This is a genomic window from Streptococcus sp. HMSC072D05, from assembly GCF_001815805.1.
Classification (GTDB): Bacteria; Bacillota; Bacilli; order Lactobacillales; family Streptococcaceae; genus Streptococcus.
Genome location: NZ_KV821994.1, coordinates 178058 through 191721 on the forward strand (window position 1 = coordinate 178058; position 13664 = coordinate 191721).

At 43.4% G+C, this 13664-nt stretch carries 11 protein-coding genes; 10 read left to right on the top strand and 1 reads right to left on the bottom strand.

The features are described 5' to 3' along the window. Window positions 1-23: 23 nt before the first annotated feature. From glmM to HMPREF3057_RS02820, 7 genes are all read left to right on the top strand, one after another. Window positions 24-1376, top strand: coding sequence for a phosphoglucosamine mutase (gene glmM / locus HMPREF3057_RS02790; RefSeq protein WP_070696279.1), 1353 nt, complete (start codon window positions 24-26; stop codon window positions 1374-1376). Window positions 1377-1449: 73 nt separating this feature from the next. Further along, window positions 1450-1824, top strand: a complete 375-nt coding sequence (locus HMPREF3057_RS02795) for a DUF1149 family protein (RefSeq protein WP_001050092.1) — start codon at window positions 1450-1452, stop codon at window positions 1822-1824. Window positions 1825-1826: 2 nt separating this feature from the next. Next, window positions 1827-2675: a DegV family protein gene (locus HMPREF3057_RS02800; RefSeq protein ID WP_061420530.1), complete on the top strand. Its 849-nt coding sequence runs from the start codon at window positions 1827-1829 to the stop codon at window positions 2673-2675. Window positions 2676-2826: 151 nt separating this feature from the next. Further along, the gene (dapB, locus tag HMPREF3057_RS02805; RefSeq protein ID WP_070696282.1) at window positions 2827-3594 is read left to right on the top strand and encodes a 4-hydroxy-tetrahydrodipicolinate reductase; all 768 of its coding nucleotides are present in this window, start codon (window positions 2827-2829) and stop codon (window positions 3592-3594) included. Next, window positions 3591-4790, top strand: coding sequence for a CCA tRNA nucleotidyltransferase (locus tag HMPREF3057_RS02810; protein ID WP_083312797.1), 1200 nt, complete (start codon window positions 3591-3593; stop codon window positions 4788-4790). The genes dapB and HMPREF3057_RS02810 overlap by 4 nt, the downstream gene beginning before the upstream one ends. Further along, complete coding sequence (locus HMPREF3057_RS02815) at window positions 4787-6655, top strand: ABC-F family ATP-binding cassette domain-containing protein (protein ID WP_001279097.1); 1869 nt, start codon at window positions 4787-4789, stop codon at window positions 6653-6655. Before HMPREF3057_RS02810 ends, HMPREF3057_RS02815 begins: the two co-directional genes overlap by 4 nt. After that, window positions 6652-7263 (top strand): hypothetical protein, encoded by a 612-nt coding sequence (locus tag HMPREF3057_RS02820; protein ID WP_000969658.1) that lies wholly within the window; start codon window positions 6652-6654, stop codon window positions 7261-7263. Before HMPREF3057_RS02815 ends, HMPREF3057_RS02820 begins: the two co-directional genes overlap by 4 nt. A 53-nt stretch (window positions 7264-7316) precedes the next feature. On the opposite strand, the gene mntE is transcribed toward HMPREF3057_RS02820, so the two are convergent. Further along, entirely contained in the window at window positions 7317-8510 is a 1194-nt protein-coding gene (gene mntE / locus HMPREF3057_RS02825; RefSeq protein WP_001076587.1) for a CDF family manganese efflux transporter MntE, read from the bottom strand. Between the two features lie 306 nt (window positions 8511-8816). Here mntE and HMPREF3057_RS02830 point away from each other — a divergent pair, with 306 nt between their 5' ends. The 3 genes from HMPREF3057_RS02830 to HMPREF3057_RS02840 all read left to right on the top strand — a co-directional run bounded on the left by HMPREF3057_RS02830 (window position 8817) and on the right by HMPREF3057_RS02840 (window position 13635). Further along, entirely contained in the window at window positions 8817-11513 is a 2697-nt protein-coding gene (locus tag HMPREF3057_RS02830) for a cation-translocating P-type ATPase (RefSeq protein WP_070696288.1), read from the top strand. Between the two features lie 104 nt (window positions 11514-11617). Then, window positions 11618-12028, top strand: a complete 411-nt coding sequence (locus HMPREF3057_RS02835) for a peptide deformylase (RefSeq protein ID WP_044020458.1) — start codon at window positions 11618-11620, stop codon at window positions 12026-12028. A gap of 11 nt (window positions 12029-12039) precedes the next feature. After that, window positions 12040-13635 carry a hypothetical protein gene (locus HMPREF3057_RS02840; protein ID WP_070696291.1) on the top strand — a complete coding sequence of 532 codons (1596 nt, stop codon included), beginning with the start codon at window positions 12040-12042 and terminating at the stop codon, window positions 13633-13635. Window positions 13636-13664 lie beyond the last annotated feature (29 nt).

A 13664-nucleotide genomic window follows, 5' to 3' on the forward strand; every position in this document is an offset into this window, starting at 1 on the left:
AGTAGAAAAGGATGATAAATAAAATGGGTAAATATTTTGGGACCGATGGAGTCCGTGGAGAAGCAAACGTAGAACTGACGCCAGAATTGGCCTTTAAACTGGGACGTTTTGGTGGTTATGTTCTTAGCCAACACGAAACAGAAGCCCCTAAAGTCTTTGTAGGACGTGATACACGCATCTCAGGAGAAATGCTAGAATCTGCCTTAGTGGCAGGTCTCCTCTCTGTAGGGATTCACGTCTACAAACTCGGTGTCCTTGCAACACCAGCAGTAGCTTACTTGGTTAAAACTGAGGGAGCCAGTGCAGGTGTCATGATTTCCGCTAGTCACAACCCAGCCCTTGATAATGGAATTAAATTCTTTGGTGGGGACGGCTTCAAACTTGATGATGAAAAAGAAGCAGAAATCGAAGCCTTGTTGGATGCTACAGAAGACACCCTTCCTCGTCCAAGTGCCGAAGGCTTGGGAACCTTAGTGGACTATCCAGAAGGTTTACGTAAGTATGAAGGCTACCTTGTTTCAACTGGAACTCCTCTTGAAGGAATGAAAGTGGCCTTGGATACAGCCAACGGTGCAGCGTCTACGAGTGCTCGTCAAATCTTTGCAGACCTTGGGGCTCAAATAACTGTTATTGGGGAGACACCAGATGGTCTTAATATCAACTTGAATGTGGGTTCTACACATCCAGAAGCTCTTCAAGAAGTGGTCAAAGAAAGCCAGTCAGCTATTGGTTTGGCCTTTGACGGAGATAGTGACCGTTTGATTGCTGTTGATGAAAATGGTGACATCGTCGATGGTGATAAGATCATGTACATCATCGGAAAATATCTTTCTGAAAAAGGCCAGTTGGCTCAAAACACCATCGTGACAACCGTTATGTCTAACCTTGGCTTCCATAAGGCCTTGGAGAGTGCCGGTATTAACAAGGCAGTGACTGCTGTTGGTGACCGCTATGTCGTTGAAGAAATGAGAAAATCAGGCTACAATCTTGGTGGTGAACAGTCTGGTCACGTTATCTTAATGGATTACAATACAACTGGTGATGGTCAATTATCAGCTGTCCAATTGACTAAAATCATGAAAGAAACAGGCAAGAGCTTGTCTCAACTGGCATCAGAAGTGACGATTTACCCACAAAAACTGGTCAATATCCGAGTGAAAAATGCCATGAAAGAAAAGGCTATGGAAGTACCAGCCATCAAGACAATCATCGAAAAGATGGAAGAAGAAATGGCAGGGAACGGTCGTATCCTTGTCCGCCCAAGTGGAACAGAACCCCTCTTGCGTGTCATGGCAGAAGCCCCAACAACAGAAGAAGTTAACTACTACGTAGATACGATTGCTGCTGTTGTTAAAGATGAAATTGGAATTGACTAAAGCCTAGAAAACTAGATGAAATGATAAAAATGTGGTACAATTGCATAGTAAATTGTAGCAATGGGAGAGAAAAATGAATCTTAAACGAGAACAAGAATTTGTTAGCCAGTATCACTTTGATGCTCGTAACTTTGAATGGGAAAATGAAAATGGAGCTCCTGAAACCAAGGTAGACGTGAACTTTCAGTTACTCCAACATGACCAAGAAAACCAAGTGACTTCTTTAGTCGTTATCTTGAGCTTTATGATTGTCTTTGACAAATTTGTCATCAGCGGAACAATTTCCCAAGTGAACCATGTGGAAGGTCGTATTGTCAACGAACCAAGCGAATTTAACCAAGAAGAAGTCGAAACCTTGGCACGTCCATGTTTGAACATGCTCAATCGTTTGACGTATGAAGTAACAGAAATTGCCTTGGATCTTCCAGGGATCAATTTGGAGTTTTAGTCATGAAATTAGCTGTCATTACAGATTCTTCAGCCTATTTAGAGGAGAAGACGCTGCAAAGAGAGAATCTATTTATCTTGGATATTCCTGTCAATATTGATGGGGAAGAGTATGTCGAAGGTGTCAATCTGACTGCTGAGGAATTTTATCAAAAAATGGCTCAGTCTGGAGAATTGCCTAAAACTAGTCAACCAAGTATTGCCAAATTGGATGAGATTCTAAGTTCCTTGAAAGATGAAGGCTATACCCATGTCTTGGGACTCTTTCTTTCGTCAGGAATTTCAGGCTTTTATCAGAACATCCAATACATGTTGGATGAATATGATGGCTTGACCATTGCCTTTCCAGATACCCATATCACAAGTTCCCCTCTAGGATTTATGGTGGAGAGTGCCTTTGAATGGGCAGAACAAGGCGATGATTTTGCTCAGATTCAGGAGAAATTAGCTCTTCAAATTGCTGATAATTCAGCCTTTATCATAGTAGATGACCTCGATCACTTGGTTAAAGGAGGACGTTTGTCAAATGGGGCAGCCATCTTAGGGAATCTCCTCAGTATCAAGCCTATTCTTTACTTTAATGACCAAGGAGTGATTGAAGTTTACGAAAAAGTTCGTACAGAAAAGAAAGCAATCAAACGTTTGGTGGAAATCATCAAGGAGTTGACAAAAGATGGGGACTACCGTATAACAGTCATTCATGGGAACGCTCCTCAAAAGGCAGCGGATTTACGTCAGCTTTTGATGGAGAGTGGTGTGACTGCTGAAATTCCAATTGAAACCTTTGGTAGTGTTATTGGGACCCACCTTGGAGAAGGTAGTATCGCCTTGAGCTATACACCAATCGTCTAAATTGTTCTTACAGGCTTTGTATCTTAGCAATTGAACACGGCCTACCTGCCTCTTGAAAAAAGATGCCTGTCTTGCCTTTCGTAGAAAGTCAGCGCCATTCCCTATTTTTCATGGGCAGCTAACGTCCTTTGTATCTTAGTCAGGAGTAGAGATGAGTATTCGAGTAATTATTGCCGGTTTTAAGGGAAAGATGGGCCAAGCTGCTTGTCAGATGGTCTTGTCAGATCCAGACTTGGACTTGGTCGCAGTTTTGGATCCTTTTGAGTCTGAGTCAGAGTGGCAGGGGATTCCTGTCTTCAATGATAAGGCTGACTTGGCTGGTGTTGAAGCGGATGTTTGGGTAGATTTTACTACACCAGCCGTTGCCTACGAAAATACACGCTTTGCTCTTGAAAATGGCTTTGCTCCTGTCGTAGGAACAACAGGATTCACTAGTGAAGAAATTGCAGAACTAAAAGCACTTTCTCGTGAACAAGATTTGGGTGGCTTGATTGCCCCTAACTTTGCCTTGGGTGCTGTCTTGCTTATGCAATTTGCGACGCAGGCTGCCAAATATTTCCCAAATGTGGAGATTATCGAGCTCCATCATGACAAGAAAAAAGATGCTCCGAGTGGAACAGCCATTAAAACGGCCGAGTTGATGGCGGAAGTGCGTGAGTCAATCCAGCAAGGTGCGCCTGATGAGGAAGAATTGATTGCAGGTGCTCGTGGTGCTGACTTTGAAGGCATGCGCATCCACTCAGTCCGTCTACCAGGCTTGGTAGCTCATCAAGAAGTCATCTTTGGCAATCAGGGAGAAGGATTGACCCTTCGTCATGACTCCTATGATCGCAGCTCCTTCATGACAGGGGTGAATTTGGGAATCAAAGAAGTTGTCAAGCGTCATGAGCTTGTCTATGGATTAGAACACTTATTATGAGATTAACGCAAATGCCTTCTGAATTTCAGAAGGCTTTACCAGTATTAGAAAAAATTAAAGAAGCAGGCTTTGAAGCCTATTTTGTTGGGGGCTCTGTCAGAGATGCCCTCCTCAATCGTCCCATCCACGATGTGGATATCGCGACTTCTTCCTATCCAGAGGAGACCAAGCAGATTTTTCCGCGAACAGCCGATATTGGAATCGAGCACGGAACTGTCTTAGTTTTAGATGGGGACGAGGAGTATGAGGTAACCACCTTTCGGACCGAAGATGTCTATGTGGACTACCGCAGACCCAGTGCGGTTTCCTTTGTACGTTCGCTAGAAGAAGACCTCAAGCGCCGTGATTTCACAGTCAATGCCTTCGCTTTGGATGAGACAGGTGAAATCATCGATTTGTTCGATGGTCTCAAAGATCTGGAAAACCAAGTCTTACGAGCAGTTGGAGTGGCTAGTGAGCGTTTCAACGAAGATGCTTTGCGAATTTTGCGTGGTTTCCGTTTTCAGGCTAGTCTCGGTTTTAAACTTGAGTCAGAAACTTTTGAGGCGATGAAGACTTTGACGCCGCTCTTGGAGAAAATTTCTGTGGAGCGCACCTTCGTTGAGTTTGATAAACTCTTGCTGGCACCTTTTTGGCGAGTTGGTCTGTCTTCCATGATTGAAAGTCAAGCTTATGACTATCTTCCAGACATGGCAGGAAGCCAGGACAAGCTCAACAGACTGTTTGATTTGAAGACTGATTTCACCTTTGAGTCTTCTGAACAAGCCTGGGCGGCTCTATTGTGGGCTTTGGAGATTAAAGATGCACAGCCATTTTTGAAACATTGGAAGACCTCACGCCAGTTTGCCAAGCAAGTACAGGATTTGCTGACTATTTTGACTTTGCGAGAAGAAGGAGAGCTGAGCAGGCGCGATTGTTACCGCTTTGACTTGGATTCCCTTCTACAAGCTGAAAGTCTTCGTCAGGCTCAAGGAAAAGAAGTCAACCCACAAGCCATCAAAGAAACTTACCATAGTTTGACCATTCATGATAAGAAAGAAATTCAGATTAACGGTGGAATTTTGATTAAGGAATATGGTTACCAGCCAGGACCAGACTTGGGAGAGATTTTAACAGAGATTGAGTTTGCCATTGTCGATGGAGAGTTGGAAAACGACCGTCAAGCAATCCATGCTTACCTGAGGGAGAAAAAATGAGTGATTTTATCGTTGAAAAATTAAGCAAATCCGTCGGAGACAAGACCGTTTTTAAGGATATTTCTTTTATTATCCATGACCTAGACAGAATTGGTCTGATTGGTGTCAATGGGACTGGTAAGACCACTCTGTTGGATGTTCTTTCTGGTGTTTCTGGCTTTGATGGGGATGTCAGTCCCTTTTCGGCAAAGAATGACTATAAGATTGGCTACTTGACCCAGGATCCTGATTTTGATGATAGCAAGACGGTCTTGGATACGGTTCTATCCAGCGACCTCAAGGAAATCCAGTTGATTCGTGAGTATGAGTTAATCATGCTCAATTACAGTGAGGACAAGCAGGCTCGTTTGGAACGGGTCATGGCAGAGATGGATTCTCTCCAAGCCTGGGAAATTGAAAGCCAGGTCAAGACGGTCCTCAGCAAGCTGGGTATTCAGGACTTGTCGACTCCAGTTGGTGAATTGTCAGGCGGTCTGAGAAGACGGGTTCAGTTGGCGCAAGTTCTCCTAGGCAACCACGACCTCTTGTTACTGGACGAGCCGACCAACCACTTGGACATTGCGACCATTGAGTGGCTGACTCTCTTTTTGAAAAATTCCAAGAAGACCGTTCTCTTTATCACCCACGATCGCTATTTCCTAGATGCACTATCAACGCGGATTTTCGAGTTGGACCGAGCAGGCTTGACCGAGTATCAGGGAAATTATCAGGACTATGTTCGTCTCAAGGCTGAGCAAGATGAGCGTGACGCTGCTCTCCTTCACAAAAAGGAGCAACTCTACAAACAAGAATTGGCTTGGATGCGCAGACAACCGCAAGCGCGTGCGACCAAGCAGCAGGCTCGTATCAATCGTTTCCACGATTTGAAAAAGGAAGTTTCAGGTGGCGTTGCTGATACAGACTTGACCATGAACTTTGAAACCAGTCGGATTGGGAAGAAAGTCATCGAGTTTCAGGATGTTTCCTTTGCCTATGAAAACAAGCCCATTTTGCAAGATTTTAATCTCTTGGTGCAAGCCAAAGACCGTATCGGAATCGTTGGGGACAACGGTGTCGGGAAGTCAACTCTGCTTAATCTCATCGCAGGAAGTCTTGAGCCGACTAAAGGTCAAGTTATCATCGGTGAGACGGTTCGCATCGCCTATTTTTCTCAACAAATTGAAGGTTTGGATGAAAGCAAACGGGTTATCAATTACCTGCAGGAAGTAGCAGAAGAGGTTAAGACCAGTGGTGGTTCTACGACTTCCATTGCAGAGTTGCTAGAGCAGTTTCTCTTCCCACGTTCGACGCATGGAACCTTGATTGAGAAATTGTCTGGTGGAGAGAAAAAACGCCTTTATCTTCTCAAATTGCTCTTGGAAAAACCCAATGTTCTTCTTTTGGACGAGCCGACCAATGACCTAGATATTGCGACTTTGACAGTCTTGGAAAATTTCTTACAGGGCTTTGCAGGTCCTGTCTTGACAGTTAGCCACGACCGTTATTTCTTGGATAAGGTAGCGACCAAGATTCTCGCCTTTGAGAATGGCAAGATTCGTCCTTTCTTTGGCCATTACACCGACTACCTTGATGAAAAAGCCTTTGAAACAGAGATGGCCAATCAAGTGCAAAAGGCCGAAAAGGAGAAAGTGGTCAAGGTCCGTGAAGACAAGAAACGCATGACCTACCAAGAAAAGCAGGAGTGGGCAAGCATTGAAGGCGAAATTGAAGCCTTGGAAAATCGTATCGCTGCTATTGAAGAAGAAATGCAGGCAAATGGCTCTGACTTTGGTAAGCTGGCTACTCTCCAAAAAGAACTGGATGAGAAAAACGAAGCACTCCTTGAAAAATACGAACGTTATGAATATTTAAGTGAGTTGGCATGATGGAAGAAAAAGTCATTAAACGTAGTCCCAAGAAAATCATTTGGAATGCCTTGTTTGGCCTAGCTTCGGTGCTTTTCTTCTTGTTACCTCTCTATTATCTCCATTCGTATTCGGAAAAGGGGACGGGACTTCATACGATAAGTCTTTTGTTAATGCTGCTTGTACTTTTTTGCGCTGGAGTAGTTGTTTATCAGACATACAGGTTGTTAAGCTCCGATAAGGAATATTTGAGATGTACTGTCGAGGGGTTTTACTACAAACAAAATCCAAAGAAACCTAGTCATTTCTACGCTTGGGCAGATGTAGAGGACTTTTCCTTCTCTCGGATTCGAGGGAAGTATAGGGATTCTTATCGGATTGAAGTCTATTTTAAAAACAAGGAAAATGTGAAATCCCAATTCTTTCTAGCTCTGTTGAAGAGAAGGATTCTCCCTTTTCATCAGTCAGCAGATTTAATTATCCCGATCTTTCTACTAGATGTAGGACTTCCTGAAAGGGTCTATGATGCCATGAAGTACTATGAAAGAGAATGGCGTATCGAACAAAATCGTCAAGCAAGAAAAGAGGCAAAACAAGCTTCGAAAAGCAAATCTTCCAAACCGTCATAGTCCGTCTTTGCTTAAAGTGGAATAATCAAAAAGGCCCTATCCACTGGATAGGGTCATTGTTTGTCTTCTTTTTTAGTTTCCTGATGGAAGATGTTTTGCCAAGTTTCATGGCGACGCCAGATACTGGTATGGACGATACCATCTAGCTCATAGCAAATGAGTTTGGTTTTCTGACTAATGGAGGTAATCTGAATGTCCTTAATCGCAGCACTAAGTTCTTTTTCAGACTTATAAGCCTCTTTATCCATCTGCTCTCCATCTTGACGGATATAGAGAAAGTCCTCAGCAAGGAGTTCTTCTAGCTGATTTCCTTGGTCAATCAATTGCTCACGCATGAGCAGTTTTTTATAGACATTGTCTAAAATCTCGTCCTCAGGTATGGGAGCTGGCTCGATATGGACATCGGTATCAAAGACTCCAAAACGCTCTTCCAGCATGGACTCGACCTGGTCCGCAATCTCATGACTTTCATAGACTGATAGGTCAGGATTCATTTCCAGGGTGATATCAAGGTAGATATTGCTACCGTAGGTCCGCCCTCTTTGGGACTTGACCTTACTAATCTTTGGAATCTCCATGATGGCCTTTTGGTAGTCCTCTAGCAGACGGTCATCAAAACCATCTGAAAGACTGAAGGAAGACTCGATAAAGATATCATAGGCTGTTTTTAAGATAAAGAAGGTGATGATGATAGCGACCAATTTATCCACGATAGGGTAATTGAAACTGCTGGCTAAGATAGCAATGGAAGTCCCAAGCGAGGTGACAGCATCGGAAAGATTGTCCTTAGCAGCTGCTTTGAGAGCCTTGGATTTGGATTTCTTACTGAGGCGTGTATTGTAGAGATAGACCACAAACATAATCGCTGCAGAAATGATTCCTAGAGTTGCACCCAGAGGATCAATGGGTGTTTGTTCCCGACTAAGGATTTTCTGAATGGTGTCCCGAAGTACATCAAAACCAACATAGAACATGATGATGGAAGTAATCAAGCTAGCCAAATCTTCAATCTTCCAGTGACCAAAGCTATGGTCACGGTCTGCAGGTTGGCGGGCCATCCGAATCCCAATCAAGAGAGCAACATTTCCAATAATATCGGATACGTTGTTGAAACCATCTGCCACCAAACTGGAAGAATGCAGGAGGTGACCAGTTGCCAATTTTGCTGCAGACAAGAGGAGGTAGGTTGAAATGCTGATAATGGCTCCACGTTCTGCCAATTTGAGATTTGACATGGATTGGTTCATCGGGCTTCCTTTCTAGTCATATAGTATTCTACCATTATACTGGTTTTCAAGGGAAAATTCAAATTTAGTCTTGTTTCATCTGATTTAAACCCTTGAAAATTGTTCAAATTTTGATATAATAGTACTACTCAAGGGAGTAGCTGGCAGAAACCTGTGATAGTGTCGTCATTCCGAATTGTATACTGAAAAGTATGTTTTCCGGCACTATCTTAAACAGCGAGACTTGTTATGATTAACAGGTCTCTTTTTGTTTGTCATAAAACTAAAAGAGAACTTGTTTTGCACACAATGTCAAGGAGGAGACACATGTCAAAAGAACAAAAACGCCAAGCGTTTTACACTCAGAGTCCTGAAGAGGTCTTGAAGTCAGTTGAAGCAACTGAACAAGGTCTCTCGTCTAGCGAAGCGCAGAAACGCCTAGCTGAATATGGACGCAATGAACTGGAAGAGGGTGAGAAAAAATCTCTCCTAGTCAAGTTTATTGAGCAATTTAAGGATTTGATGATTATCATCCTAATTGCTGCGGCTATCTTGTCCGTCATAACTTCTGGTGGGGAAGATATCGCAGATGCCATCATTATCCTTGCCGTGGTTATCATCAACGCTGCCTTTGGTGTTTACCAAGAAGGAAAAGCAGAAGAAGCCATCGAAGCCCTCAAGTCTATGTCTAGTCCAGCTGCTCGCGTTATTCGTGATGGGCACATGGCTGAGATTGATTCCAAAGAATTGGTGCCAGGTGATATCGTAGCTCTCGAAGCTGGTGATGTAGTGCCAGCAGACCTACGTTTGCTAGAAGCTAATTCTCTTAAAATCGAAGAAGCAGCTTTAACAGGCGAGTCTGTTCCAGTTGAAAAAGACTTGACAGTCGAGCTCGCTGCAGATGCTGGTATTGGTGACCGTGTCAATATGGCCTTTCAAAACTCAAATGTGACTTATGGTCGTGGTCTTGGTGTTGTTGTCAATACAGGTATGTACACTGAAGTGGGTCATATCGCTGGCATGCTCCAAGATGCGGATGAGACGGATACACCTCTCAAACAAAACTTGAACAACCTTTCTAAGGTCTTGACGTACGCTATCTTGGTCATTGCCCTTGTTACTTTTGTTGTTGGTGTCTTCATTCAAGGAAAAAATCCACTTGGTGAGTTGATGACCTCTGTTGCGCTTGCTGTTGCAGCCATTCCAGAAGGACTCCCAGCTATCGTAACCATCGTTCTTGCCCTTGGTACTCAAGTTTTGGCCAAACGAAACTCTATCGTTCGTAAGTTACCAGCAGTTGAAACGCTTGGTTCGACTGAAATCATCGCTTCTGATAAGACTGGTACGCTTACCATGAACAAGATGACCGTCGAAAAAGTCTTCTATGATGCTGTCCTACATGATTCAGCTGATGACATTGAACTTGGCTTGGACATGCCACTACTTCGTTCAGTTGTCTTGGCCAACGATACCAAGATTGATGCTGAAGGAAACCTGATCGGGGATCCAACGGAAACAGCCTTCATCCAGTATGCCTTGGACAAGGGTTACGATGTTAAAGGATTTTTAGAGCAATATCCTCGTGTAGCTGAGTTACCATTTGACTCAGATCGTAAACTCATGTCAACGGTTCATCCATTACCAGATGGTAAATTCCTCGTAGCAGTCAAGGGGGCTCCAGATCAACTTTTGAAACGTTGTGTTGCTCGTGATAAGGCTGGAGATGTTGCTCCGATTGATGAGAAAGTTAATGACTTAATTCACACAAACAACTCTGAAATGGCTCACCAAGCCTTGCGTGTTCTTGCGGGTGCTTATAAGATTGTAGACAGCATTCCAGAAAACCTGACTTCTGAACAGCTTGAAAACAACTTGATCTTTACTGGATTGATTGGAATGATTGACCCTGAACGTGCCGAAGCAGCAGAAGCTGTTCGTGTCGCTAAGGAAGCGGGAATCCGTCCAATCATGATCACTGGTGACCACCAAGATACAGCGGAAGCCATTGCCAAACGTTTGGGAATCATCGATGAAAATGACTCGGAAGACCATGTCTTGACTGGTGCTGAACTCAACGAACTTTCAGATGAAGAATTTGAAAAAGTCGTTGGTCAATACTCTGTCTACGCGCGTGTATCTCCAGAACACAAGGTTCGTATCGTCAAGGCTTGGCAAAAACAAGGTAAGGTTGTTGCTATGACAGGTGACGGTGTTAATGATGCGCCAGCTCTGAAAACAGCCGATATCGGTATCGGTATGGGAATCACTGGTACAGAGGTTTCTAAGGGGGCTTCTGACATGATTCTTGCAGATGATAACTTTGCGACCATTATCGTCGCAGTTGAAGAAGGACGCAAGGTCTTCTCAAACATTCAAAAGACTATTCAGTACTTACTTTCTGCCAATACTGCTGAAGTATTAACTATCTTCTTATCAACCTTGTTTGGTTGGGACGTCTTGCAGCCAGTTCATCTTTTGTGGATCAACTTGGTAACCGATACCTTCCCAGCTATCGCTCTTGGTGTTGAACCTGCTGAGCCAGGTGTTATGACCCACAAACCTCGTGGACGTAAGTCAAGCTTCTTCTCAGGTGGTGTTTTGAGTTCTATCATCTATCAAGGTGTACTCCAAGCAGCTATTGTTATGAGTGTTTATGGACTTGCAATTGCTTACCCAGTTCATGTGGGTGACAATCATGCCATTCATGCGGATGCCCTTACTATGGCCTTTGCAACCCTTGGTTTGATTCAACTATTCCATGCCTACAATGTCAAGTCTGTTTACCAATCCATCTTGACAGTTGGCCCATTCAAGTCTAAGACCTTTAACTGGTCCATCTTGGTATCCTTCATCCTTCTGATGGCGACCATCGTTGTAGAACCGCTTGAAGGTATCTTCCACGTAACCAAACTAGACTTATCGCAATGGGGTATTGTTCTAGCTGGAAGCTTCTCAATGATACTTATCGTCGAAATCGTCAAGTTTGTTCAACGTAAACTTGGTCTTGATAAGAATGCGATTTAAAAAGAAAGTCATCTTCGGATGGCTTTTTTTGCATTTGAGGGAAAGGACTAGAAGTCGCTCCCTTTTGTGCTATAATAAAGTAAAGTAGCAAGGAGTGAAAGAGAATGGAAAAGAAAATTGTCCTAGATGCCTTATTTTTGTCGCAGGTCTCAAAACCTGCAAGTCAGGAAGACCTTTATCTGGCTAGAGATTTACAGGATACCCTGCTGGCTAATCGCGAAACCTGTGTCGGTCTAGCGGCTAATATGATTGGCGTGCAGAAGCGCGTGATTATCTTTAATCTTGGCTTGGTTCCCATGGTCATGTTTAATCCCATTCTCCTTTCTTATAAAGGACCTTACGAGACCGAGGAAGGTTGTTTGTCCTTGACTGGTGTTCGAACGACGACTCGTTATGAAACGATTACGGTTTCCTATCGTGATAGTAAGTGGCAGGAGCAGACCATTACGTTAACAGGTTTTCCAGCTCAGATCTGCCAGCATGAACTGGATCATTTGGAAGGACGGATTATTTAGGAGGAACTCAGATGAAACGCATACTATTTGAACTTGTTTTTATCGCAACGACTTGGTATATCTTTTTACCGCCCTTCAATCTGACTAGTTGGGAATTCATCTTCTTTCTCTGTGGGCATCTGGTGGTGATGGGGATTTTGTTTAGTTTCCGAAAGGATACCAATCTCCTCAAAACTGTTCATGTACGCCATGGCAAGGCTGCCAAAGATCTCAATCTAGAAGGATTCCTTTTTACCAAACTTAGTAGAGGATTGTTTCTGACTGCAGGTATCATTTTTGCCCTTGCTGGTCTTGTTAGCCTAGTAACCTCTAGCTTTTTCCAAGCAAAAAATTATGCTAATGTGGTGTCTATCACACAAAAAGATTTTAAAGATTTTCCTAAGAGTGATACCAGTAAGGTTCCAATTCTAGATCGGAGCACTGCAGAGAAGATTGGAGACCGTTATCTAGGCTCTCTGACGGATAAGGTCTCCCAGTATGTGGCAGCAGATACCTATACTCAGCTGACGGTTGATGGCAAACCTTATCGAGTAACTCCTTTGGAGTATGCCGACCCGATCAAATGGTTTAATAATCAGTCCAAGGGAATTGGCGAGTATATCAAGGTTGATATGGTGACAGGAAATGCGGAATTGGTGGATTTAAAAACGCCAATGAAGTATTCAGACTCCGAGTATTTTAACCGCGATGTCAAACGTCATCTTCGGATCAAGTACCCAACCAAGATTTTTAAAACGCCCTCCTTTGAGGTGGATGATGAAGGCAATCCTTTCTATGTAGCAACCGTTTATCAAAAGCAGTTTGGTCTAGGAGTTCCTCGCCCTTCGTCTGTTATTATCTTAGACGCCACCAATGGAGAAACCAAGGAATACAGCTTGGATGAAGTACCAGAATGGGTGGATCGTGTCTATCCAGCAGAAGAAACCATCCAGCAAATCAACTATAACGGCAAGTATAAAGACGGCTTCTGGAATGCCTTGATTTCTAAGAAAAACGTTACCCAAACGACCGAGGGCTATAACTATCTTTCTATCGGAAATGACATTTATCTCTACACTGGGGTGACTTCAGCCAACGCTGACGAAAGTAATCTAGGATTTATCCTTGAAAATATGCGCACTGGTGAAATCACCAAGTACAATCTAGCTTCAGCAACCGAAGAATCAGCCCGTGCTTCCGCAGAAGGAGCAGTGCAGGAAAAAGCCTATAAGGCGACCTTCCCTATCCTTGTCAATCTCAATGACAAACCGCTCTACATCATGGGATTGAAGGACAATGCAGGTTTGGTCAAGGAGTATGCTTTGGTTGATGCAGTAGAGTACCAAAACGTCATCGTAGCAGCTACAGTAGATGAACTCCTCAGCAAATATGCCAATAAAAACGACCTCGAGCTGGATAATGAAACGGTAGAAAACATCAAGGGAGTGGTTTCAGACCTTAAATCAGCTGTTATCAAGGGTGACACCGTCTACTTCTTCAAAGTTGATGGCAAGATTTATAAAGTCAAGGCTTCCGTGTCAGACGACCTTCCTTACCTTGAAAATGGGCAATCCTTTGAAGGTCAAGTTGGAAAAGATAATTATCTCAAGACCTTTAAAGTACAATAATACTCTTCGAAAATCAAATTCAAACTACG

Coding starts and splice junctions, on each gene's coding strand:
- HMPREF3057_RS02840 (WP_070696291.1), top strand. CDS start 12,040: ATGAAACGCATACTATTTGAACTTGTTTTTATCGCAACGACTTGGTAT.
- HMPREF3057_RS02820 (WP_000969658.1), top strand. CDS start 6,652: ATGATGGAAGAAAAAGTCATTAAACGTAGTCCCAAGAAAATCATTTGG.
- mntE (WP_001076587.1), bottom strand. CDS start 8,510: ATGAACCAATCCATGTCAAATCTCAAATTGGCAGAACGTGGAGCCATT.
- HMPREF3057_RS02835 (WP_044020458.1), top strand. CDS start 11,618: ATGGAAAAGAAAATTGTCCTAGATGCCTTATTTTTGTCGCAGGTCTCA.
- dapB (WP_070696282.1), top strand. CDS start 2,827: ATGAGTATTCGAGTAATTATTGCCGGTTTTAAGGGAAAGATGGGCCAA.
- HMPREF3057_RS02830 (WP_070696288.1), top strand. CDS start 8,817: ATGTCAAAAGAACAAAAACGCCAAGCGTTTTACACTCAGAGTCCTGAA.
- glmM (WP_070696279.1), top strand. CDS start 24: ATGGGTAAATATTTTGGGACCGATGGAGTCCGTGGAGAAGCAAACGTA.
- HMPREF3057_RS02795 (WP_001050092.1), top strand. CDS start 1,450: ATGAATCTTAAACGAGAACAAGAATTTGTTAGCCAGTATCACTTTGAT.
- HMPREF3057_RS02810 (WP_083312797.1), top strand. CDS start 3,591: ATGAGATTAACGCAAATGCCTTCTGAATTTCAGAAGGCTTTACCAGTA.
- HMPREF3057_RS02800 (WP_061420530.1), top strand. CDS start 1,827: ATGAAATTAGCTGTCATTACAGATTCTTCAGCCTATTTAGAGGAGAAG.
- HMPREF3057_RS02815 (WP_001279097.1), top strand. CDS start 4,787: ATGAGTGATTTTATCGTTGAAAAATTAAGCAAATCCGTCGGAGACAAG.